A 24,463-nucleotide genomic window follows, 5' to 3' on the forward strand; every position below is an offset into this window, starting at 1 on the left:
CAGATAGATTATAATTTTTTATGCTTAAAATTATTTGTCTTTTATAAATATCAAAAAAACCAAGCCTACTTTGACTTGGTTTCTCGATTTCTTCTTAGGCTAAAATGGTCGGGTACGGGATCGTCACCGCCTGCGACAAAGGGATGGCAGCGTAAGATTCGGGCGATTCCCATGAGTACCCCTAGAAGACCGTGCTTTTCAATAGCTTCAATCATATAATTGGAACAAGTAGGACGATAGCGACAGGAAGCCGGTGTTAGAGGGGAAATCAGTTGTTGATAGAGCCGAACCGGAGCGATCAAGAGTTTTTTCATTTTGTTTTTGTGACAGCCGCATTGTGGAGCTGGCTGATTTCTTTTTTATTGAGGCGTCGGGATTCTCCTGGGCGCAAACCGCGTAAGTTAAGGGTGCCAAACTGGGTTCGGGACAGTTTATCTACTAAGAGGCCGACAGCTTCAAACATCTTCTTCACTTGATGGTTGCGGCCTTCATGGATAGTCAGTTCAACGATCGAGCGATTCTTATCAGGCTCAACCTTGATGATATTGTAGCGGGCTGGCCCTGTTTTCTTACCATCGATCACCACGCCTCGTGTCAGGGGCCGCAGATTTTCCTTAGTTGCAATGCCCTTGACCCGTGCCAGATAAACCTTATCAATCTCATTGCGGGGATGAATCATCTCGTCGGTAAAATCGCCGTCATTGGTCAAGATTAAGAGGCCAGTCGTATCCCAATCTAAACGGCCGACAGGGTAAATGCGCTCCTTGACATCTGGCAGAAGGTCGATGACGGTCTTACGTCCCTTATCATCTGAGACGCTAGAAATCACGCCCCGAGGCTTGTTTAGGAGGTAGTAGACCTTTTCTTCATTATAGATAGGCTGGCCGGAAACTTCGACTAAATCACCATTTTTGACATTGGTAGCCAACTCTGTCACTGTTTGACCATTGATACTAACCAGACCTTTTTTAATCAGCTCTTCTGCTTTTCTGCGACTGGCTATACCAGCATGGGCAATGTATTTGTTAATTCTCATGATTTTCTTTCTGTTTTAAATATCATCCTCACTAAAGAGGGTCATTTCCTGATCCACTAATTCGATCGCAGAGGCATCAACTAGCTCATCCAAGCTATTGATTCCCATATAATCCAAGAAATAGTCAGTAGTGGCATAGAGATTGGGCCGACCGATCACATCCTTCTTTCCGACTTCCTGAATCAAACCAAAAGCCTGCAGCTTAGAAATGGCCCCGCTGGAATTAACGCCGCGGATGCTGTCCACTTCAACCCGAGTAATGGGCTGCTTGTAGGCTACGATGGAAAGAACTTCCAGACTGGCTCGGGACAGGCTCTGATTAATAGGAGCCTTAGCATACTGCCGCAGGAGCTCGGCATGCTCTTCCTTGGTAACAATCTTGTAGGTGTTGGAAGACTCTAATAAGCAAAGTGCAGAATCCTGATCCATTCTATATTTCTCAGCCAGTTTTTCCAGCTGCTGGCTGACTGCCATAGCTGAGATATCCAGTAAACTGGCCAGATTGCGCAGGCTGAGGCCATCTTCTCCCGCCACAAAGAGCAGGGCTTCCATTTGTGCTAAATAAGACATTAAGTCTGCTCTCCTTCCATGCTAATCAAGGTGACTTGTCCAAAATTCTCAGCTTGTCGGGCTTGAATCCGACCGACCTTAATCAGTTCTAGAGTGGCTAAAAAGATGGTGATAACCTCATTCATAGACTGAGCTTCTGAGAAGATTTCCCCCAGTTCGACCGATTTGTGACCCGCTAGACGGGTTGAAACCAACTCCATCATATCTTCAATCCTATAGTCATCTCGCTCAATGGTGGTATGACTATTTTTTATCTCTTCCTGCTTGGCTGCCATGACCTTAGAAAAAGCAAGGTAGAGATCCAGAGTCGTCTTATCATGGGACAGCTCAGCATCCTCGTAAATCAATTCCTGCTTGGGCTTGGAGAAAAAACGAGCCCTAATGTCGTGCTGAGCAGCTAATTCCTGACTAAGTTCTTTATATCTTTGGTACTCCTCCAATTGGCTGAGCAGTTCTTGCTCAGGATCTTCTTCCAGTGGCGTTTCTTCCACCACTTTTGGCAGAAGCTTGCGGCTCTTGATCAACATGAGCTGACTGGCCATAACCATATATTCACCAGCTACTTCCAACCGCATGGCCTGCAGAGTGGAAATATAGGCCAGATACTGCTCGATGACTTCCACAATGGGCACATCGTAAATATCCATTTCATATTTTGAGACCAGATGCAAGAGTAAATCCAGCGGTCCTTCAAAATCTTTTAATTTAATATCCATTCTTGTAATAGTGCTCCAAGGTTAAGGGACTCTTAAGACCCAAATTTTTCGCTAAGTCCAATATTGAGGTCCCTTCTTTGATCTTTCTTAGGATGTATTGCTCCCGCAATTTTTGAGCGGTCAAATCTGGAAAACCAACTTGGGCTAAAAAGTCATTGAGCTGATTAAAAAACCACTGCCGCGAATAAGGCTGTCCCTTCTTGTCAAAAAGGTAAAGACCATCGCTGGGCTGACTGAGCCAAGGCAGCAGCTCCTCTGATAGGGGAAGAATCCTCACCTGTTCGGCCCTCTTCAAGCGAATCACACGAAATTCCAAATCCACATCAGTCAGCTTAATGCCTGCAATCTCACTTGGGGTTAAGCCAAGCTCCAAAATCAAGAGGGCAATCCACTTCCCACGGCTGGGCTGGGCCTGCGTAAAGAAAGCAAGGTCCAAAAGCTCCTGCGGTTTTGCTTCTGGTCTCAATTTCTCGTGATTTTTTAAGTGATAATAATGTTCTACTTGTCCTGCTTCATAAAGATAAAGGAGAAACTGATTGACTGCAGAAAACTTGCGCTTACGGGCCGATGGCTTGAGGTCAGCAAGAGACTGCTGGTAGAGTCTGAGCTTGCTTGAAGAAACCTGAGCACCAATCAGCTTGACAAACTGCTGCAGATCGTACTGGTAGGACTTGCGGGAATTCTCCGATAGGTTCTTGCTGGCAATAAAATCATTAAGACTCTGGGTCAACGGGCTCAATCTGATACTCCTCTGTAAAATTGTGCAGTAGGCTATTGATTGATTTGAGAACCTTCTTACGGGTAATAATACCAAGGAAAATCCCTTGCTTATCAATCACAGGCAGGAAGGGGAAATCAACAATCTTGTGCAAAATTTCGGTCAAATCTGCATCATCTGTCAGAATGTCAATCTTATGATTGAGCATTTCAATAATCTCAACGTCTGCTATCTCCCGATCAGATAAACCATTGCGGGCTTGATAGGACAGAATATCCGACATAGAAATAGTGCCCATATAGCGCTTGTCCGTAGACATGACAGGGATTCTGGAATAGCCATTTCGGGTCAATAAAAGCATGACATGTCCCGCCTTATGGTTGGACATGACCAAGGCTAGATCTTCAGCTGGCGTTAAATAATCTGGGACAAAGGGGGTCAGATAGTCCACAAATGCTTTAGCAATCATCGTTCAAATTCCTGACTTAAATCTGGGTAGATTTGGTGGTCACGGTTATAATAGTCCACCTTAATCGTGTGCTCCGAAATCTCAATCTTAGCATAGAGTTTTTCCATGACCTCCCCGCGAGGCTGGAGAACAGAACCTGGATTGACAAAAACAGTCTTACCATTTTGCCAAGCACTGGCCCGATGCAGATGACCATAAAGACAGATATCAGCATCTTCTGACTGAGCCCAAAGGTCCAAACGCTCCCAAGTAAAATTGATACCGTAGAGATGGCCATGGGTCTGAGCGATAACCGCATCACCGACCTGAGTGACCAAGGACTCTGGATAGCCATTGTCATAGTCACAGTTCCCACGCACTACCTTGATTCCCTCCCAGATTGAATCATTGGAAGGAAGTTCAGAATCCCCATTGTGAAAGATAGCATCCACCTTTCCCTGATAACGGTCTTTAATGGTTTGGACAATCTCGCGATCCCCGTGAGAATCGCTCATCACTACGATTGTTTTTGTTGCCATGCTGGAAATACCTCCATCAACTTCTTAACAGCCAAGCCACGATGGGACTGGGCATTCTTTTCCTCTGCTGTCAACTGGGCTGCCGTTCGGCCTGTTTTTCCTACCAGAAAGAGAGGATCGTAGCCGAAGCCATTCTCTCCCTTAGCTTCAAAAGCGATATAACCCGGCCAATCAGCCTCCACCACTAAGCTTTCACGCCCGGGTGCCGCTACAACTAGAGTGGTATGGAATTGAGCCGATCGGTCTTTCTCTTCAAAAACCATGGCCAACTCATGTAAGAGTTTGGCATTGTTCTTTTCATCATCGGCATCAGGCCCTGAAAAGCGAGCCGACCAAACACCAGGAAGCCCGCCTAAGGCGTCCACCTTGAGACCTGAATCATCTGCTAAGACCATTTGCCCAGTCAATTGAGCAATGGTTTCAGCTTTGAGACGGGCATTTTCTTCAAAGGTTGTTCCTGTTTCTTCCACCTCCGGCAAGTCAGGGTGGTCATTGAGATTTTCAACTTCCAAGCCCAAATTCTTAAACATCTGACGAAATTCTTTGGTCTTACCATCATTGCGGGTGGCAATCAGAATTCTATCACCCAAGCTCTGCTTGGCCCCTTGAGCAAAAAAGTCATCCAGAGTCAGGCCTTGTTCAGGCAGGTGAACCAAGCGTAAGAGCTCGCCTTCAGTAATGATGATAGCTCCTCTGTACCGCTTGATTTCTAGGTGCAGATCCAATTCCTCATTAATCATATCAATGATAAAAGCCATCAGACGAAAATCTGAAGAATAGCGAAGAACTGACACATCAAAGCCTTGCTTACCGGAGATGAGACTGGCTAATTCCTGCTCAATTTGAAAGAAATTCTTTTCTCCGCCCAGATTATAGATATTGGTAAAGTCACGCCACTTACCGACAAACCAATTTTGATCGTCCTTATATTCATAAATTTTATCTGTCATAGCTTAACATGCTCCACATTTAAATCCTGTCCCAGCCAATTTTCCGCAATTTCTTTGAACGTGGCTACTCCCGCCGTTGTATAGAAACGGTGCTGACTGATGCTGACATCCCGACTGCGATTGAGCTGGAAATAGTTGAGTAAAACAGAGACATCACGAATAGTCTCAGCTCCACTGTCAATCAGCTTGACCGAAGGCCCCATAACATTTTGAATAATGCCCCGCAGGAGCGGATAGTGGGTACAGCCTAAAATCAGGGTATCAACCTTGCCAACCAAGGGAGCCAGACTTTCATAAACTACCTTTTTGGCAATGCTGGAAGCCATCTGGTTAGATTCAACCAAGGGAGCAAAGCGAGGGCAGGCCAGACTAGTCACCTGCATCTGAGGGGCCAGGTCAACAATCTTTTGCCGATAGATATCAGACTTGACCGTCATGGGGGTGCCAATGACACCAATCTTACCCGAACTTGTCGATTTAATGGCTGCACTGGAACCCGGCAGAACCACCCCCAACACAGGGATCTCCAATTGTTCTTTAATTTCTTCCCAAACAACGGCAGTTGCTGTATTGCAGGCAATGACAATCATCTTGACATCCTTGGTCAAAAGAAAATTAACCAGTTGCCAGGTAAATTCGCGAATCTGTTCAGCCGGCCTTGGACCATAAGGAGCCCTAGCCGAATCGCCGATATAAACAATCTCTTCGTGGGGCAACTGGCGCATGAGTTCACGGACAACCGTCAAGCCGCCAACACCAGAATCCAAAAAGCCAATCGGTCTGTTATCCATAGCTCTCTTTCTAAAACAAGGCTGAGTTTTCACCCAGCCTGCTCTCTTGCGCCTATTTTTTCTTACTTGCTTGTGCTTTCGACTGTTTAATAATATTGCGATAGGTTTGTTGGACCTTCGCTTCATTAGGTTTTTGTCCCATAGAAGACATCATTTCTCGAATAGCATCGGGCGTCAAACGAGGGTATTCTGCAATCTCCTTAACAAATTGACGACGAGCTAAATATGCCCCCAAAAGAACACCACCCATAAGGGCAACAGCAATCAACAAAACAGCTAACCAAAGTGCCATAGTTTAATAACTCCTAGTAATTTTTTACATAACTGATTATAGCAGAAAAGGCCCATAAAAACAACGAACAATGCTAGCTCACTTGGTTAGACAGGTTACGAAATTATTAGAACAATCCTCTAGGTTCCTTCCTAACTGCGTTTGGTTAGTAGTATGGTTAGATAAACTCCATATCGCAACAGGCGAAGTATCTCTAACTTAGTTTAAAAGAGGTACTATAAAAATTTTTACCGGAAGTCTTTACACCCCCTTACGAATTTTGTCTCACAAATATTAACAATATTATCGACTTGTTAGACTTCGGGCTACAATTCTGAAAAGTTACCTAAGTGCTTGGGATACTTATAAGAAAGTCAATCACTTTATGGAACTTGGCTTCCTGCCTGACTGGCTCAAATCAGGTAGTAACTTCGACAGTCTGATTTTCATACGGCCACGGGCGAAGCCTAGACCTTCTTTTACAATTTGGACTGACTATAGAATGCACTGAGACTGTTTCCTTCTCTCCCTTACGATGACTAAATGCTAACTTGTTAGGTTCGGATTACAGCGGGCAAAGCAGACGTCGTATCAGGACTTGACTGATTCTTCTGGCGTATCAAAGAGGGAGTGAAATCAACCAAAAAATTGAAAATTTTGGTTCATCTACCACCCCTCCGCACAGCTCAAGAGGCCTGAGGGACCTTTTGAAATTGGAAACAAGATAAACGAAGTTCATCACATTCGTTTAGTTTTTTCTGCTTTGGCCTTGTGTCAAATGGAAAGCCAGCAGTGGTTCATTGGTGCTAAAAAAACACCTAATGGGCGGGGGTAAGACTTCTTGGCCTAGCTAACTCCCAACTATTGCGCCAAGAGCTTATTCCAAAACAGGTACTGGACGAATTTTTGCCCATCCTCCTGAAAATCTTTATTGGTTTTACTCGTCCAACCCAAATCCATAGAGGGTGGCAAAATAATCCTCTGGTCTTTCCGCACGACGGATCATTTTGGCTGTACCATCCTCCTGTAAGAGAATTTCAGCTGAGCGAAGCCGGCCATTGTATTGGTATCCCATGGAGAAGCCATGCGCTCCTGTATCATGAATAACTAAAATATCACCAACTCTGGCCTCAGGTAATTCACGGTTTTTGGCAAACTTATCGTTGTTTTCACAGAGGGAGCCAGTCACATCTACGACTTGCACCTTACCGCCGGGATTGCTGATGTTGGTAATATGGTGATAGGCATCATACATGGCAGGACGCAGGAGATTAACAGCAGACGCATCGACACCGACATAATGGCGATAGGTATCCTTGAGGTGGAGCACCTTGGTAACAAGGTGACCATGCGGCGCTAGCATAAAACGACCGAGCTCAGTGAAAATTTTGATTTTCCCCAGTCCATTTGGCACTAGAATTTGATCAAATTTCTCGTGGACTCCCTGACCAATGACCGCAATATCATTTTGCTTGTCAGCCGGACTATAGTCAACACCAATACCTCCAGACAAGTTAATAAAACTGAGCTCTACACCAGTTTCCTCCCTGATTTCCAAGGCTAATTCAAAGAGTTGACCAGCTAAGGTTGGATAATAGTCATTGGTGACCGTATTCGAAGCTAAGAAGGCATGGAGGCCAAAATTCTTAACCCCTTTAGCCTTAAGCTCTTTGTAGCCCTGCAACAATTGAGCCTTGGTCATACCGAACTTGGATTCCTCTGGATGATCCATAATATCAGTACCCAAGGAGAAGACACCGCCAGGATTATAGCGAAGAGACACTGTCTCAGGCAAGCCCGCTACTTCGTCCAAAAAAGCAATATGCTCATAGGCATCTAAATTAATCATCGCTTCTGCTTCTCTGGCATAGACAAACTCTTCAGCACGGGTATCATTGGAAGTAAAGCTGATATCCTTAAAGCCCAACTTCTTAGCCAGCATGACTTCAACATCGGTCGCACAGTCGACACCGCAGCCCTCCTCTTGGAGTATTTTCAAGATTGAAGGATTGGGTGTTGCTTTAACGGCAAAATATTCCTTGAAACCTGGGTTCCAGGCGAAGGCCTTATTAACAGCTCTGGCTGTTTCCCGAATGCCTTTTTCATCGTAGAGGTGAAAGGGCGTCGGGAATTCTTTTGTAATCTGGTCTAATTGGTCTTTGCTGACAAAAGGTGTCTTCATATACAGGATTCTCCTCAAAATTATTTAATCCATTATAGCATAGAAAAAGCCAGTACCCAAGGGGCTACTAGCTTTTTCATTGTCTGACTTTTAATCGTTTTAACGGGAACTTAAATCCTTAAGCTTCGATTTCTGAAACGATACCTGAACCAACAGTACGTCCACCTTCACGGATAGAGAAGGTAGTACCTTTTTCAACAGCGATTGGGTGGATCAATTCAACGTCGATAGTAACGTTATCACCAGGCATAACCATTTCAGTACCTGCTGGCAATTCGATTGAACCAGTTACGTCAGTTGTACGGAAGTAGAACTGTGGACGGTAGTTGTTGAAGAATGGAGTGTGACGTCCACCTTCATCTTTAGAAAGGATGTAAACTTCACCCTTGAATTTAGTGTGTGGATGGATTGAACCAGGTGCAGCCAATACTTGACCACGTTCGATTTCATCACGTTGGATACCACGAAGAAGCACACCAACGTTATCCCCTGCAAGACCTTCATCCAATTGTTTACGGAACATTTCAACTCCGGTAACAACCGCTTTTTGGATTTCGTCCTTGATACCAACGATTTCAACTTCGTCATTGACCTTAACAGTACCACGGTCGATACGTCCTGAAGCAACAGTACCACGTCCAGTGATTGAGAATACGTCTTCGACTGGAAGAAGCAATGGCTTATCAGTATCACGTTTTGGTTCTGGAATGTAGTCATCAACGATGTCCATCAATTCCATGATCTTGTCTTCGGCAGCTGTATCACCTTCAAGGGCTTTAAGAGCTGAACCTTGAACAACAGGGATATCATCACCTGGGAAATCGTATTCTGAAAGAAGATCACGGATTTCCATTTCAACCAATTCAAGCAATTCTTCATCGTCAACCAAGTCAACCTTGTTCATGAAGACGATAAGGCTCTTAACACCAACTTGGCGTGAAAGCAAGATGTGTTCACGAGTTTGTGGCATTGGTCCGTCTGTAGAAGCTACTACAAGGATAGCTCCGTCCATTTGGGCAGCACCAGTGATCATGTTTTTAACGTAGTCCGCGTGTCCTGGAGCGTCGATGTGAGCATAGTGACGTTTTGCAGTTTCATACTCAACGTGTGCAGTGTTGATTGTGATACCGCGTTCGCGTTCTTCTGGAGCAGCATCAATAGATGAATAATCTTTTGGTTGGTTAACTGCTGAAGGCAAGCGACGTGCCAATACAGTAGTGATAGCTGCTGTCAAAGTAGTTTTACCATGGTCAACGTGTCCAATAGTACCAATGTTAACGTGTGGTTTACTACGATCGTATTTTTCTTTTGCCATTTAGGAAAAGCCTCCAATAAAATATATTTTATAGATAGACGGTAGGCAATACAGTCTAACTTTACCCTACTATTCTAACAAATTGTTTTAGAATTGCAAGCTTTTTACATGGATTTAGGCAATTCTTTTAGGGGGAAGGTCTCACTGTTGGTGCTGATTTTCCCATACTTTCTCAATCAAAGCAAAAGAGCCGAAAGAAGACTTTCGACTCAACTGATAACTTTAAATTCTTGGGTTTCAGCCCGCCGAATCTCTTCGGTTGCTTCCTTGTAGATTTCCTCACGTTTTTCATTGGCATCAATATTGAGGACAATACCGATGGCAACCGATAGGAGCAAGAGGCTGTTCCCACCTTGAGAAAGGAAGGGGAAGGTAACCCCTGTTGAAGGGATCAGGCCTGAGATTCCGCCGATATTAACAAAGACCTGCATCAGGAGCATACCGCCGATACCTAAGGCCATCATGGAATTAAAGGGATTCTTAGCCTTGATGCCAACCAGCATAATACGCAGGATAAGAAAGAAAACCAGTGCTAAGATAAGACCGGCACCAATCAGTCCCAGCTCCTCGATTACCACAGAAAAAACAAAGTCTGTCGTGGCTTCGGGCAGGTAGCCATTCTTCTCAATAGAGTTTCCCAGTCCCCGGCCAAACCAACCGCCATTAGACATGGCATAATAGGAATGAGCCAGCTGTAAGCCAGAATCGGCCAGATCTTTAAAAGGATTAAAGAAGGCAGCAAAACGCTTAGCCACATAACCAAAGACCGGAACTTTAGACATGGTCTTAACACCAACGACACCGATAATGCTGAGAAAGATAGTCGATACCGCTACGATTACCCCCATCAGAGCAGTGTACCAGCGGTAACCAACCCCACTGAGGGCGAACATAATAACACCGGATAAAACGATGATAGAGGCGTTCCCCAAGTCGGGCTGGATAACAACCAAACCAACCATAATGGCAGAATAGACCCGCCAGTCCTTGAGGTCATCTAGGCTGCGAGGATACCAGCGCCGTCTCGTAAGAGCTTGATAATCGTAAGTCTCGATATCCGTCTGTCGTCTGGAAAAGGTAAAAGCTAAGAGCCAAACCATGATGAGTTTGAGGTATTCGGCAGGCTGGAAGGTGATAGGGCCTAAAGAAATCCAGCCGTTAGCTCCATTGATCTCTTCCGAAAAAAACTTAGCGACAACTAAGAGGACCACTTCAACTAAGAGAGCGGCTGTTAGGACATGCTTATTTTTTAAAAAGTTCAGTTTTAATCTATATATAAAAGTGATGGCAAAAAGACTGACCAGCCAAAAAGCTCCTTGGTTAAGAACCGAACTAAAAGGATTCAGACCGAACTTAATCAGAGAGACACTGGTCGTGGAATAAACCACAATCAAGCCAAGCACAGAGAGCACCAAATAAGGAATTAATATGGAATAATTCAACAAGTGCTTTTTATCTATCTTCATGAATGCTCCAATACTTAGAACTTGTATTCACATTTTTTTGACAGTTAGCCTTATGTGGTAGGGACGCAAGCGACCTCCTAACGGAGTTACATTGCTCATTTTCAAGCCTAGGGTCTTGAAAATCCCCTCGACGATTGACCCTATTTAAGTCAATCGTCTTTTTACCACGGCGGCAACTGTCTGTTTTGAGAGTGGGACAGAAGTCGATTTTTTATATAAATTGACTTCGTTGTCCCACCTCCGCACAGTTGATTAGGATGGCCGCTAACACTTGCGGAGTCGTTAAACAGTCCAGTGGACTGTTTAGGGGGTGCCTGAAAATGGGACTGCACCCCAAGATAAGGACCTCTAATCAACAGTGGTTCATTGGTGCTAAAGCACCTAATGAACCGTGCAGGGGAAAGACTTCTTGGCAGTGCCAACAAGTCTTTCTCCCAACCACTGCGTCAAACTGTTATTACTGTAAAAATAGAAGGCTGGAATACTTTTTTCCCAGACTTTTTCCAGCTGACGCTAAGAATTTAAACTTGTGAATACAGTTTCTTAACAAATCATACGTTTAAAAGTATACCATGTTTGAGAGCAAAATTAAAGACGGAGACTTGTGAATCGGTACCCCGACGGTATTGAAAATTGCCTGCTAGGCCTGTTCAGCAGGTACAAAAAGAGCCTGAACTCAGTCAAGCTCTCTTGATTTTATTCACAAAGTTAGATTAGGGTGACCCAAGCTGTTTACCTTCATCAGCCTGAGTTACGCAGACCTGTGGCAATACCGTTGATGGTGATGTGGATTAATTTGACAGTATCTTCATCTAGGCCTTCATGGCGCAAACGTTTAATCAACTCGATTTGAATGTAATTGAGGACATTAAAGTAAGGCAGACGATAATCCAAGCTGGATTTGAGGGCTGGGTTTTCCGCTAGGAAGTCCTCTTCTCCTTCAATGGCCAGAATGACATTTTTCGTCAATTGCCATTCGTCTAAGATAATATTGAAGACCTCTCGTACTTCCTCTTGCTCTGCTAATTTAGCATATTGGAAGGCGATATTCATATTGGACTTGGACAGCACCATGTCAACATTGGATAGGAGAGAGTTAAAGAAGGGCCAAGTCTTATACATGTGCTGCAACTTAGCGAGGTTACCTTCGTCCGCATCAATGAAGTGCTTGAAGGCTGAACCGACTCCGTACCAACCTGGGAACATCATTCGGTTTTGCGACCACGAGAAGACCCATGGAATCGCACGGAGACCAGAAATTTCTGTGATGGTCTTGCGGGCAGCTGGACGAGAGCCTAGATTGAGGCTGGAAACTTCTTTAATCGGACTCGCTTCAAAGAAATAATCATAGAAATGAGGGTTTCCAAAAACTAAATCGCGATAGATGACATTAGAATCAGCTACAATAGCGTCCATATCAGCTCGGAAGCCTTCAATCTCATTAGGATCAGCCAGCATCCGAGTAACCATCCGATTGACAGCGGCCGATACCAGCATTTCCAGATTGTAATAGGCAGCGTCCTTGTTCCCATACTTAAAACCAATTACTTCACCTTGCTCGGTCAAACGAATTCGGTCCTTGATTGAGCCAAAAGGTTGGGATGTGATAGCCTCGTAAGATGGGCCGCCACCGCGTCCAACCGTTCCTCCACGGCCATGGAAGAAGGTAATCTTGACACCTTGATCGTCACCCAATTTAGTCAGAGCATTCTGTGCCTTATAGAGGGCCCAGCCAGAAGCTAGATAACCGCCGTCCTTATTGGAGTCGGAGTAGCCCAGCATGATTTCTTGATAATTGTTTTTGGAAGCCACCCATTTCTTGACAATATCGTAGCTCAGATAGTCTTCCATGATGCCTGTAGAATTGTCTAAATCCTCGATGGTTTCAAAGAGAGGAACAATTTGTACTCGGGCAGAATCTTTATCAATCAGGCCGACTTCCTTGAGCATAATGGCCAATTCAAACATGTCAGAGACAGACTCGGTGTGTGAGATAATATGCTGTTTGATAACATCCTCACCTAGGAGGTCTTTCATCTCACGCGCTGTTTGGTAGATAGCCAGTTCCTTTTGCAGGAGCTCAGACTTAGGCGCGTGGGTTGAAGACAGGGTCCGAGGATCTTCCAATAATTCTTTGAGCAGAACCTGACACTTTTCTTCTTCGGAGAGGCTGCTGTAGTCGGCAACAATATTAGCTGACTTGAGCAGCTCTGCCACACAAGCCTCCTGAATACTGGAATCCTGCCGCATATCAATACTGGCTAGATAGAAGCCAAAGACTTCCACAGCCTGCAAAAGTTCCTCAAAATCACCAGACAAGAGGGTTTGCTCACCATTAGCAATAAGGGACTCCTTAATAGCCCATAAGTCCTCTTTAAGCTCTTGAGCCGTCTGATAGGACGCCATCTGTTCATCTTCCAGCTCAGATGCGGCCTGAGAAACTTTATTTTGAACATAGCTAGCAATGATACTGCTATTTGGACTGGTGAATTCAGACTGCTTACGTTCCTGATTGTAACCAGCACGGGCCTGTAAATTCAAGAGAGTTTGAATCACCTTGGATTGGATATAATTGAAAGCCTTTCGATAGGGTTCATGTTCTCGATAGATGGAGGTATCATTGGACAGGGCAGCCAAACGTTCAACTGCTTCAGAGGTCCTAATCAGATGGGTGGACAAGGAGAACGAACGGTAAAGATCGTTAAGTTTTTCAATATAGTAGTTGAGAATAACCTCGCTCTGAACCGTAGCTGAAATCCGAAGCGTTTCGGCAGTCACATAAGGGTTACCATCGCGGTCGCCCCCGATCCACATCCCCATGGTAATAGGTTTAGGATTGTCTAATTTAATGCCTCGCTCAGCCGCCAAACGTTGATACTCAATCGAAAGATTGGTGATGGCCTTAATCAGGGAGCTGTTGTAATACTCCATGACATTAGTAATTTCATTGGTGACCTTGAGCTTTTGTTCCCGGATAATGTCGGTCTGCATCATGATTTCAATATAGCGGCGCAGATCAGCATGCCATTTGTCCTTATTAATCAAGCCTCTTTTGACATCGCGATGCTTACGCAGGAGGTCATGAATCTTGGTGTTGAGTTCCAACATGGTCTTGCGCTGTACCTGTGTTGGGTGAGCCGTCAAAACTGGGACTACATTGACATGCTGCAAAATATCTTGAGCATTGTCCTTCTCAGCTACCAAGTCAATAGTGGTCGAAATTTTACCCAGATAATCTTGGCCCGTATTATTTTGGTGGTTAACCTCATAGGCCAGATCTACATCTTCTGAAATATTAATCAGCAAGGGTAAAATTGAGAAATATCGGGCAATCACGACCATATTATCATTAGAAATGGTGTGAATAGCCTGTTCTAATTCGCCGTATTTTTCCTTGCTGGATAAATCAATTAAAGTTTGAATCTTGGCGAAGGCGTCATCGCCGATCATCTGGCGCGTCGTATCGTCGAGAATCCCCCTTAAAATCTGGACCTCTTCAGTGACGATGGTCTGGTCACTGCTTGCCTCTAATTTTTTAATGGTCATCTTCTTCCTCCATTATCTAAATATCCCAGATACTGTGCCTTTTATCGGGACAGAAGCATCAGTTTGTTTAGCTTCTCACAATTCTTTCCTATCATATCACTTTTAAGCTTAAAACTAAAGATTTTTTCAAAAGAAAAGCCTTGACGTTCGGGTTTCTTCACCCACGTTCGTCTATTTAAGAGACAAACTTCTTTTTTTCTGTTACACTAAAGAAAAACTTAATGAGGGGGAGAACCATGACAATTTATGATTTTACCGTTTCCGGACAGGACGGGCAGCCCATTTCTTTGAGCAACTATAAGGATAAGGTTCTCTTAGTTGTTAATACGGCAACTGGCTGTGGCTTTACACCCCAATATGACGGGCTCCAAGCTCTCTATGATCGCTATCAAGATCAAGGGTTTGAAATTTTAGATTTTCCTTGCAACCAATTTGCCGGCCAAGCACCTGGCAGTGCCGAAGACATCAATCAGTTTTGCAGTCTCAACTACCAAACGACCTTCCCGCGCTTTGCTAAGATCAAGGTCAACGGCAAGGAAGCTGATCCTCTCTATCGTTGGCTCAAGGAGCAAAAACATGACTTGGTCGGAGAGCCTATCGAATGGAATTTCACGAAATTCTTAATTGGCCGCAAAGGTCAGGTTGTCAAGCGCTATGCCCCAAAGGCAGAGCCGGAAACTATTGCCAGCGATATTGAGATTTTGCTATAAAATAAGAAGGCTGAAAAAAAGTATTCCAGCCTTCTATTTTTTGCCATAATAACAGTTTGACGCAGTGGTTGGGAGTCCTTATCTTGGGGTGCAGTCCCATTTTCAGACCCCCTTAAACAGTCACTTGACTGTTTAACTACTCCGCAATTGTTAGTGACACCATCCCACTCTCTTATTTTATCAGCCATGATACCTCTTGTAGCCACTGAAGCAAACTTTTACATAACCCAATGAAATTAAAAGGTAAGTAATGCAGGCTTTGGGGCTCCGAGTAAGTTTAATAAATGCGTTAAGACAGCAAGGCTTTTATTTGGAAAGAGCTGGGCACTTATGTTTCTTAATCCAGAAAATCAAAAAAAAAAAAAACGAACAGGATAGATTTCTGATGATAGAAATGGTAACCTTGTTCGTTTTTATTTTTGTCAGCTTACGGATCAGAGTGCAGAACTGTCTGTGACAGACTCCTTTACGTTTCCATCAATTTCTGGGCATCTTTGAGTTTAACAGAGACAATTTTTGAGACACCCGACTCTTGCATGGTAACCCCGTAAATACTGTCAGCTGCTGCCATTGTTCCCTTACGGTGGGTAACCACAATAAACTGGCTGGCCTTATCAAAACGGTTGAGGTAATCACCAAAACGTTTGACATTGGCCTCATCCAGAGCTGCTTCTACTTCATCCAGAATGACAAAAGGAATGGTTTTAACTCGGATAATGGAAAAGAGTAGGGCCAAAGCCGAAAGGGCCTTTTCCCCACCTGACATCAGGTTAAGAGACTGAATCTTCTTACCGGGCGGTTGGACTGAAATTTCCACCCCAGCCGTTAGAAGATCCCCCTCGGTCAAAATCAGGTCGGCTGAACCTCCGCCAAACATTTGAACAAACGTCTCTTTGAAGCTTTCACGAATGGCCTCAAAGGTCGTTTTAAAGCGTGATTTGACCTCATCATCCATATCGTTAATAGTTTCAAGCAAGAGGTTCTTGGCTTCCACCAAATCAGAGCGCTGGCTGTTGAGAAATTCCAGACGGTCATTGACCTCATCATACTGCTCAATAGCATCCAGATTGATTGGTCCCAAGCTCTTAATCTGCCGGTTGAGCTGGGTCAAGTTCTGACGAGCAGATGGTAAATCTTCTACTGCTTGAGCCTGCTCCTTAGCTTGATCAAAGCTCATCTGATAGTCTTCGGCCAACTGGCGGGCAAATCCTCGCAGTTTTTCTGATAGGTTTTCAATTTCGGCCTCCAGATGGGCCTGCCGACGAATTAATTCTTCATTGCGCTTACCAGCCGCCTGAACCTGCTCTTCAATGTCTTCCAGCTGGCCATCACAGTCCTCTATTTCAAAGCGAAGGCGAATCAAACTGGTTTCCAAGTCAGATTTCTTAGCTTCTGCTTCTTCCAGCTGCTTAGCTAACTTAGGCAATTCCTCTTGTGAAAGATCGCCAGTCTGGCTGGAGAGCAGCTGAGTCAGATTAGAAATTTCCCTTTCCAAGTCAGCCAGATCCAAGTTGAGACGGTTGCACTCATTTTTAGTAAAGCGTTCTTCACCAGCTAGTTCACGCTCGCTCAAACGGGCTTGGGATAGGTCTTCATTAAGCTTAGCCACCTGAGCCGCTATGGTATCCTTATCACCCTTGATTTGGTCCAGTTGTTCTTGAACACGAGCCTTTTGGTTTTGGATATCAAGGAGTCCAGACTCAACCTTAGCCTTCTCTTCCAACAAGGATGAGGCACTGTCCTCTACATCATTTGCTGAAAAACCAGCCAGCAGTTGATTCAAATCAGCCAGATGACTGGCTTGACTTTGATAAGCCAGCTCTGCCTTCTGCTCAGCCAAGCGGGCTGTTTCACCTGCTTCCTTAAGACTGGTCAGTTCTTCTTCCTCCTGAGTCTTGGTTCTTTTGAGAGTGGCTACAGCAATTTCTTGCTGGGCCAGCTTTTCCTTCAGCTCTGAAATCTCAGCTGTTAAACTATCTAATTCTGGCTTGATAAAAGTCGTGTTGCGGCTGCGATTCGCTCCACCTGAGAAGGAACCGCCTGGACGCAATTCTGTGCCGTCCAAGGTCACCATGCGAACCTGATAACGAACTTCGCGGGCGGCTTGATTGGCATGGTCAATACTATCAAAAATGGCTGTCACACCCAGGAGGTTTTGAAAAATATTAGCCAGCTTGGGTTCGTAGGTTACCAAATCGCTGGCTAGACCTAGGAAACCTGAAGCCGCTTCAATCTTCGTCAGATTGTGGGCAGCTATCTGACGCGGCCTAATCGTCGTTAAAGGAAGGAAGGTCGCCCTACCTGAACGATTCTGCCGCAGAAAGGCAATGCCTCGCTTGGCTGCCGCTTCATCTTCTACGATAATATTTTGACTGCTGCCTCCTAAGGCAATCTCCAGAGCCGTCTGATAATCCTGTTCAAAGGTCAGATGCTCAGAGACTGCCCCAATAATCCCACCCAAGCGGTCAGCTTCTTGAAGGACAGCCTTGACCCCTGCGAAGAAATTAGAGTGATTCTTCTGAATAGCTTCCAGGCTACGCTGGCGGGCCTCTTTTTCCTTAATCTGATCCAGAAGGGCGAACATTTGGCTCTGCTCCTGACGATAGCTATTGTCAGTTTGGCTCAAGGCCTTAGCCTGGACTTGGTAGGCTTCTAAAAGCTCTTTGACCCTGTCCTTAGCCGCTTGGAATTCTGCTAAGGCTGTCTGGGCCATCTCCTTGGCTTGAGCTAAGTCTTTCTCAGTCTGTTGGCGTTCTGCAGACTGCTCAGCTTGGGCGGCTTTTTCTTGCTCAATATCGGCTTGAAGAGCCGTCAAACGATTGGAAAGGTCAGCTTCTTTTTGCATGAGGCCAACAAATTCTTCTCGCAAGTTCTCAATAATTTGGTCTGGATTGGTCGAAAAGCGGGTCTGCTCCTTTTCCAACTTAGCAATTTCTTGTCTCAAATCCACTAATTTTTCAGCGAGTTGAGCCTGCTGGGCCTGTTTATCCGACAGTGCCTGTTCCAGATCCTGCTTTTGGCTTTCCAAATCTGCTAAACGTCCTTGAGCATCAGCTTTCTTTTCAGCCTTTTGACTGGATTCCAGCGAAAGAACCTCGATTTTCCGTTGGTAGTCTGCAATCAAGCGAGTAACTTCTAGTAAGTCTGACTGCTGAGCATCCATGGTTTGCGATAGACTCTGGCGGCGTTCCTTAAGCCTTTGGTTCTCCATTTCCAAGCGATTGCGCTGACTATAGTAATCCTTCAAATCGTTCTTAGCCGCTTCAATCTGCTGATTGCGCTCATCCAAGTCAGAGCGGTAAGCCTTGATATCTTCAATCAGGATGTTGAGATTGAGGGACTTGCGCTCCTTGTCCAGAACCAAGAATTGCTTGGCTGTTGCCGCTTGTTTTTCCAGAGGCTTAATTTGGCTTTCCAATTCGTAGATAATGTCTCCCAAACGGTCGAGATTGTCCTGAGTCTTATCCAGTTTACTCTGGGTCTCTTTCTTACGCGTCTTGTACTTGAGGACACCGGCAGCCTCTTCAAAAATCGCCCGTCTGTCCTCAGGCCTGCTATTAAAGATGGCTTCAACACGCCCTTGGGAAATGATAGAGAAAGAATCCCGCCCCAAGCCAGTATCCATAAAGAGGTCGTGGATATCCCGCAGACGGACCTTCTTACCATCAATCAGATAGTCGCTGTCTCCATTGCGGTAGATATGCCGTTCAACACGAATCTCATCGCCGCTGTCCTTGATAAAATGATCAGCATTGTCCAGAACCACAGTCACCTGAGCAAAATTTAAGGGACTGCGATCCTGAGTTCCAGCAAAGATAACATCGGGCATCTTGCCGCCGCGCAAACTCTTCGCTGAGGACTCCCCCAAAGCCCAGCGTAAACTCTCAGTAATATTCGATTTTCCTGAACCGTTGGGACCAACAACTGCTGTTACGCCAGAGTCAAATTCGATCCGCGTCTTATCCGCAAATGACTTGAATCCCTGCATTTCAATTTCTTTTAGAAACATATTAACCTCGTCTTAGCTGGTCAAGAGCGGTCTTAGCAGCTGCTTGCTCGGCCAACTTTTTGGACTTTCCTTGCCCTTGACTGAGGTCCTGACCATCAGCAGATACAACCACTTCAAATTTCTTATTGTGGGCCGGTCCCGTTTCATTGATGACCCTGTAACTAATTTGGACAGGGCCATTAACCTGCAACTTCTCTTGGAGTGCTGTCTTATAGTCCTTAACTCGCTCATAGTCGCCAGCTTCCACCTTAGGAATCATAACTTGGTTGAGAAATTTTTCAACAGCGCTAATCCCTTGGTCTAAATCCAAGGCTCCCAAAAAGGCTTCAAAAAGATCACCTAGAATGGTTTCACGGTCACGACCGCCAGATTTTTCCTCACCCTTGCCTAATTTGATAAAGGACTCAAAACCGCAGTCCTTAGAAAAGCCAGCTAAACTTTCCTCACGCACAATCATCGAACGCATCTTGGACAGGTCGCCTTCTGGCTTCTTAGGAAATTTCGCAAATAGGTAGCGCGAAATCAAAAGTTGCAGAACGGCGTCTCCTAAAAACTCCAGACGTTCATTATGTGAAATGTTTAGGAGGCGATGCTCATTGGCATAAGAGGTGTGGGTAAAGGCAGTTTCCAAGAGGGAACTATCTTTAAAAACAATCCCAAAGTCTGCCTGTAATTTTTTTTCTAACGCTTGCATTATTCAATCATCAGCCTTTCGTAACATATTAAGTTCTTTTCCGCAGGACTGGGCATAAACGAATCTGGAGATTGGCCATGTCCACCTAAACTTTGAAACTGAGAAAGGAAATCATTTTGAATGAGTGTCCCCATCTCCATCTCTCATCGGAAAATTATTCATTGCATTTTGCCTGTTGACACAGACCTTTTTATTATATCAAAAAGGGAGTGGGAAAGGACCAAAAAATTGAAAATTTTGGCTCTCACCACATCCTGATTTTAAGGTAGTGATCTGAAACGATCGCTCCCCAGACCATTTTGACACTTGCTTTGCAAGCTTCATTTCCCGACTAACAAGGTCTCCCAGACCTTGTCAACCCACTTCCGGACAGCTCAAAGGGGCTGGGGACCTTTGAAGGTTGAAAATAAGATGAACGATGATCATCGCATTCGTTTAGATTTTTCTGCTTTAGCTCTGTGGCAAGAGGAAAACCAGCCAGCAGTGGAATCTGGGACAAAGTCCAGACCCATTAACATTGTTCTAGATTTACCAGATTGACGCAGTGGTCGGAAGTAAGATTTGTTAGCTATGCCAAGAAGCCTTACCTCCTGCACAGTTATTAGGTGCTTTAGCACCAGTAAACCACTGCTGATTGGCGGGTTCTTATCTTGAGGTTCAGTCTCATTTTCAGCCCCCCTTAAACAGGTCACTGGACTGTTAACCACTATGCAAGTGATAACAGCCAACCACTGCTTATGCCAAAACAAGAAGACTGGACAAGTTTTTGCCCAGCCTCCTAGATATTTTTCTTCTACTGTCAGACTCTTTTAAGCCTGTACACGCTTGGTTCGTTTCATATAGTCCCGATAAGTCTCGGTATGCATGAGTTCCTTAGCATTTTGTACCCTCTCCTTGGTCGGTGGCTTAACCCCTTCCAAAGTATAAGGAATGCCCAACTCATGCCATTTGAATTCACCTAGGGTATGATAAGGTAGAATTTCAAATTTATCCACATTATTCAAGGTCTCAACGAATTTTCCTAAGTCAATCAAATCCTGATCGAAATCGGTCAGACCCGGTACCAAGACATGGCGAATCCAAACAGGTACCTGTTTATCAGACAAGTATTGGGCAAAGAGCAGGATATTCCTATTGGGCTGGCGGGTTACAACAATGTGCTGCTTAGGGTCAATCTCTTTAATATCGAGAAGCACTAAATCTGTCACGGCCAAAAGCTTATCTACGATTTTATGATACTCAGGCGTTGGCCGATAGGCAAAACCACAGGTATCAAGGGTACAGTGGATACCTAATTTTTGGGCTTCGGTGAAAAGGGCCGTCACAAAATCAATCTGCAGCATGGCTTCACCGCCAGACACTGTAATACCGCCGTTGTTGCCCCAATAGCCTTTATAACGGAGAGCCTCATTAAGGACATCATCTACCGTCCGTACGGTAGAACGATTGGTCTCCATCTCCCAAGTGTCAGGGTTGTGGCAGTATTGGCAACGCATCTTACAGCCCTGCATAAAAACAACAAAACGCACACCGGGGCCATCAACAGTCCCGAAACTCTCAGTCGAGTGAATCATGCCGGTCACTTGCCGGTAATCTATTTCATCTGCCATAATAAGCTCTTTTCTATCAGAAAGGACTAGAGGAAGTCCCTTAGTGAAAACATTTGTAACCGTTTTTACGGTAATTTCATTATAGCGTTTTTCCCTTTAAAAATCTAGCATTGTGTCCATAAAAGCACCCTAACCCAATAGGACTAAGGTGCTTGAGAAAAAGCTTAGAGCAGATTCAATTTTTTCAATTCCTGATCAACCATATCGAAGACAGTCTGCAAATCTTCTGGATTCTTGACAAAGTCCAGCTTGTCACCATCGATGCGGATCTTGGGAGAAATACTGTAATTTTCATACCAATCTGGATATTCTCCGTGAACCTGCTGATAGTATTCATAGAGTTCAGGATTGTCAGAAATCTGTTCGAAGCTGCGTCCCCGCTTGCTAATCCGTTCCAACATCTTATCAAAGGAAACATCAATGTAGACCAGCAAATCAGGACTCTTCTTGGGCATGCCTTCTAATTCTTCCAGCATATTAGCCAAGAGCTCCTTGTAAATATCCAGCTCTGTCTTAGTGACATTACCATTCTTGTAATTGAGGGTCAAGAAAAGTTCATCCTCAAAAATCGAGCGATCCAGGATATTATTATCAGCCTTGTAGGCTTCCTTGATGGACTGGAAGCGTTTATTCAAAAAGAATATTTGCAATAAAAAAGCATACTTCTTAGGGTCCTGATAATAGAGATCCAAAACAGGATTATTATCAACTGCTTCATAGAACACTTGCGTCCCCAAGTGTTCCCCCAAAGATGCCGCCAACGAACTCTTACCAGCACCAATTGTGCCTGCTAAAACTATCAACATTATGCTCCTAAAAATAAAATACAAAGGGCTTTTAGCCCGTGTTCAATTACATACGATACAAAGGGCGTTACAAAAGCCGTATGAAAATAGGGAAGGGATGTAAAATCCTGATTTTCAAGACCTTCATCTTTTTCACTAGGCTTTTAGTCCGTGTTCAATTACAAAAATACTAAGCCGTTAAACACTGTCAGTAACCATCCGTCTTCACGCCCTACCAGCTAATACTCAAAAATAGACAAGGCGGCAAAGTCCAGACAGCTCCTTTTAGCTATTTTATTCTATCTGATTTGCGGAGGTAATTCAAGCACCAAAACCATGAAAATGATTTTCATTATTTGGGAGTGGGGTCAACCAAAAAATTAAAAATTTTTATTCTTACCATGTCTTGATTTTAAGGTGTGACCTGAAACAGTCTCTCCCCAGACCGTTTTTGACACTTGCTTTGCCAGCTTCATTTCCCGATTAAAAAGGTCTCCCAGACCTTTTTAACCCACTCCCGCACAGCTCAAGAGGTCTGGGAGACTCTTTGAGAAAAAAACAGCCAGCAGCGGGGCACTGGTGCTAAAGCACCTAATAATTGTATAGGGGTAAAACTTCTTGGTCTAGCTAACAAGCCTTGCTCCCAACTCCTGTACCAAGAATTTATTCCAAAACAGGAATACTGGACAAGTTTTTGTCCAGCCTCATCCTTATCACTAAAAACTCGCAGCCAGCGGCTACGAGTCCTATTTTATTCTTTCACGTCGTCTGCTTCTTCGAGCGGACTGACAAGCACCTTAACCTTGGTGACTCGGCCTTCCTTGACCTTATCATTGATGATTTCTAGGTGACGTTGACCGCTATCCACATGGAAGCTTTCTTTTTCTTCTTGTGATGGAATATTGCCGACACCAGTCAGATAGTAGCCGGCAATAGTATCCACATCATCACTTTCCAATTCGGTTTCAAAGTATTCGTTGAAATCATTGAGAGTCATGGTACCGAGGACAATATAGGTATCAGGGGCAATCTCACGAACCTCAACCTCAGCTTGGTCGGTTTCATCATCAATTTCTCCGACAATCTCTTCCAAGAGATCTTCCAATGTCACTAGACCAGCCACACCGCCGTATTCATCCAGCAGAATCGCCATCTGATTTTGCGTCCGACGCAATTCTTTAAGCAGATCGTCCACAAAGATGGTCTCCGGTACAAAGAGGGGCTCCTGTAAAATACGGCGCAGATTAATGGTCTCAAATCCGTTATTAAAGCCCACTTCCAGCAGTTTCTTGGTATGAATCAAACCGAGAACCTTATCCTTGTCATCATCATAAACAGGAATTCGTGAATAGCTTTTCTTGAGGATTTCCTTGATAATTTCCTGAGGATCATCGTTGATATCAACCATGAAGGCATCGGTCCGGTGAACCATAACCTCACGCGCCATCAGTTCATCCAGCGAGAATACCCCTTGCAGCATTTCGATTTCTTCCTGATCAAGAGTCTCCTCACTATTGGTCAGCATGTACTCAATCTCGTCACGCGTCATCTTCTCATCCGCATCATCAAAGGTCATCGGTGTGATCCGACTGAGCAGATTAGTCGAGGCTGACAAGAACCAGACGAAGGGGCTGACAATCTTGCCCAGTCCCACAATAACAGGGGCAGAATAGATGGCCAGATTATCCTTGAGATTCATGGCAATGCGCTTGGGATAGAGTTCCCCTAAAACGATAGCAATATAGGTCAAGAAAATCAGCGAAATGATACTACCTGCTGTCTGGGCAGCAGCAGAATTGCCAAACCAGCCTGCAATCACCTTACCCAGAGAAGCGGATAAACTAGCCCCCTGCAAGAGTGAGATAAAGGTGATACCCACCTGAATGGTTGATAGAAAATTATTGGGCTTGTCCAGTACCTTGACCAGACGGATATATTTTTTATCGCCCTCTTCTGCCTTTTGCTCCACACGCGCCCGATTGAGTGATACCATGGACATCTCGGATGCTGCAAAAAAGGCATTCAACGATGTGAGGACAACAAGTAAAAGCAATTGAAAAAGCAAATGCTGACTGCTCGGGTCTTCCATTAAATTCTTTCTCCTAAA

General features: G+C 44.6%; 20 protein-coding genes. 1 reads left to right on the top strand and 19 read right to left on the bottom strand.

Going from position 1 to position 24,463, the window contains the following annotated elements; translation table 11 throughout:
* Nucleotides 1-65: 65 nt before the first annotated feature.
* The 14 genes from yidD to ppc all read right to left on the bottom strand — a co-directional run bounded on the left by yidD (nt 66) and on the right by ppc (nt 14,548).
* The gene (yidD, locus tag STRCR_RS11855; RefSeq protein ID WP_004228739.1) at nt 66-314 is read right to left on the bottom strand and encodes a membrane protein insertion efficiency factor YidD; all 249 of its coding nucleotides are present in this window, start codon (nt 312-314) and stop codon (nt 66-68) included.
* A complete protein-coding gene (locus STRCR_RS10055; RefSeq protein WP_004227070.1) occupies nt 311-1,036 on the bottom strand; it encodes a pseudouridine synthase in 726 nt (241 codons plus the stop codon). The genes yidD and STRCR_RS10055 overlap by 4 nt, the downstream gene beginning before the upstream one ends.
* A gap of 15 nt (nt 1,037-1,051) precedes the next feature.
* A complete protein-coding gene (gene scpB, locus STRCR_RS10060; RefSeq protein WP_004225889.1) occupies nt 1,052-1,606 on the bottom strand; it encodes an SMC-Scp complex subunit ScpB in 555 nt (184 codons plus the stop codon).
* The gene (locus STRCR_RS10065; RefSeq protein WP_004225871.1) at nt 1,606-2,322 is read right to left on the bottom strand and encodes a segregation/condensation protein A; all 717 of its coding nucleotides are present in this window, start codon (nt 2,320-2,322) and stop codon (nt 1,606-1,608) included. The genes scpB and STRCR_RS10065 overlap by 1 nt, the downstream gene beginning before the upstream one ends.
* Complete coding sequence (gene xerD, locus STRCR_RS10070; protein ID WP_004230020.1) at nt 2,312-3,061, bottom strand: site-specific tyrosine recombinase XerD; 750 nt, start codon at nt 3,059-3,061, stop codon at nt 2,312-2,314. Before xerD ends, STRCR_RS10065 begins: the two co-directional genes overlap by 11 nt.
* Nucleotides 3,036-3,509, bottom strand: coding sequence for a cyclic-di-AMP-binding protein CbpB (gene cbpB, locus STRCR_RS10075; protein ID WP_004228716.1), 474 nt, complete (start codon nt 3,507-3,509; stop codon nt 3,036-3,038). Before cbpB ends, xerD begins: the two co-directional genes overlap by 26 nt.
* Complete coding sequence (locus STRCR_RS10080; protein WP_004227835.1) at nt 3,506-4,027, bottom strand: metallophosphoesterase; 522 nt, start codon at nt 4,025-4,027, stop codon at nt 3,506-3,508. The genes cbpB and STRCR_RS10080 overlap by 4 nt, the downstream gene beginning before the upstream one ends.
* A complete protein-coding gene (locus STRCR_RS10085) occupies nt 4,006-4,977 on the bottom strand; it encodes a nucleoside-triphosphate diphosphatase (protein ID WP_004226386.1) in 972 nt (323 codons plus the stop codon). Before STRCR_RS10085 ends, STRCR_RS10080 begins: the two co-directional genes overlap by 22 nt.
* A complete protein-coding gene (gene racE / locus STRCR_RS10090) occupies nt 4,974-5,768 on the bottom strand; it encodes a glutamate racemase (protein WP_004225574.1) in 795 nt (264 codons plus the stop codon). Before racE ends, STRCR_RS10085 begins: the two co-directional genes overlap by 4 nt.
* A gap of 52 nt (nt 5,769-5,820) precedes the next feature.
* On the bottom strand, nt 5,821-6,060 hold the full coding sequence (locus tag STRCR_RS10095; RefSeq protein ID WP_004229248.1) for a YneF family protein: 240 nt from the start codon (nt 6,058-6,060) through the stop codon (nt 5,821-5,823).
* Between the two features lie 916 nt (nt 6,061-6,976).
* Complete coding sequence (locus tag STRCR_RS10100; RefSeq protein WP_004228459.1) at nt 6,977-8,221, bottom strand: diaminopimelate decarboxylase; 1,245 nt, start codon at nt 8,219-8,221, stop codon at nt 6,977-6,979.
* A 118-nt stretch (nt 8,222-8,339) separates the two neighbouring features.
* A complete protein-coding gene (tuf, locus tag STRCR_RS10105) occupies nt 8,340-9,536 on the bottom strand; it encodes an elongation factor Tu (RefSeq protein WP_004225291.1) in 1,197 nt (398 codons plus the stop codon).
* A gap of 209 nt (nt 9,537-9,745) precedes the next feature.
* Nucleotides 9,746-11,002, bottom strand: coding sequence for a cell division peptidoglycan polymerase FtsW (gene ftsW / locus STRCR_RS10110; protein ID WP_004227577.1), 1,257 nt, complete (start codon nt 11,000-11,002; stop codon nt 9,746-9,748).
* Nucleotides 11,003-11,743: 741 nt separating this feature from the next.
* Nucleotides 11,744-14,548 (bottom strand): phosphoenolpyruvate carboxylase, encoded by a 2,805-nt coding sequence (gene ppc, locus STRCR_RS10115; protein WP_004228460.1) that lies wholly within the window; start codon nt 14,546-14,548, stop codon nt 11,744-11,746.
* 236 nt (nt 14,549-14,784) lie between these two features.
* Here ppc and STRCR_RS10120 point away from each other — a divergent pair, with 236 nt between their 5' ends.
* A complete protein-coding gene (locus tag STRCR_RS10120; protein ID WP_004226947.1) occupies nt 14,785-15,258 on the top strand; it encodes a glutathione peroxidase in 474 nt (157 codons plus the stop codon).
* A gap of 466 nt (nt 15,259-15,724) precedes the next feature.
* Here STRCR_RS10120 and smc read toward each other — a convergent pair whose 3' ends face one another.
* The 5 genes from smc to STRCR_RS10150 form a co-directional block, all read right to left on the bottom strand.
* Nucleotides 15,725-19,267 carry a chromosome segregation protein SMC gene (gene smc / locus STRCR_RS10130; RefSeq protein WP_004226160.1) on the bottom strand — a complete coding sequence of 1,181 codons (3,543 nt, stop codon included), beginning with the start codon at nt 19,265-19,267 and terminating at the stop codon, nt 15,725-15,727.
* Between the two features lies 1 nt (nt 19,268).
* A complete protein-coding gene (rnc, locus tag STRCR_RS10135; protein ID WP_081478763.1) occupies nt 19,269-19,964 on the bottom strand; it encodes a ribonuclease III in 696 nt (231 codons plus the stop codon).
* A gap of 806 nt (nt 19,965-20,770) precedes the next feature.
* Nucleotides 20,771-21,574: a pyruvate formate-lyase-activating protein gene (gene pflA, locus STRCR_RS10140; RefSeq protein ID WP_172459634.1), complete on the bottom strand. Its 804-nt coding sequence runs from the start codon at nt 21,572-21,574 to the stop codon at nt 20,771-20,773.
* A 161-nt stretch (nt 21,575-21,735) separates the two neighbouring features.
* Nucleotides 21,736-22,377 carry a deoxynucleoside kinase gene (locus tag STRCR_RS10145; RefSeq protein WP_004228304.1) on the bottom strand — a complete coding sequence of 214 codons (642 nt, stop codon included), beginning with the start codon at nt 22,375-22,377 and terminating at the stop codon, nt 21,736-21,738.
* Between the two features lie 730 nt (nt 22,378-23,107).
* Complete coding sequence (locus STRCR_RS10150) at nt 23,108-24,445, bottom strand: hemolysin family protein (RefSeq protein WP_004226540.1); 1,338 nt, start codon at nt 24,443-24,445, stop codon at nt 23,108-23,110.
* Between the last annotated feature and the right edge of the window lie 18 nt (nt 24,446-24,463).

Source organism: Streptococcus criceti HS-6 (assembly GCF_000187975.2).
In the GTDB taxonomy this organism is placed as follows: domain Bacteria; phylum Bacillota; class Bacilli; order Lactobacillales; family Streptococcaceae; genus Streptococcus; species Streptococcus criceti.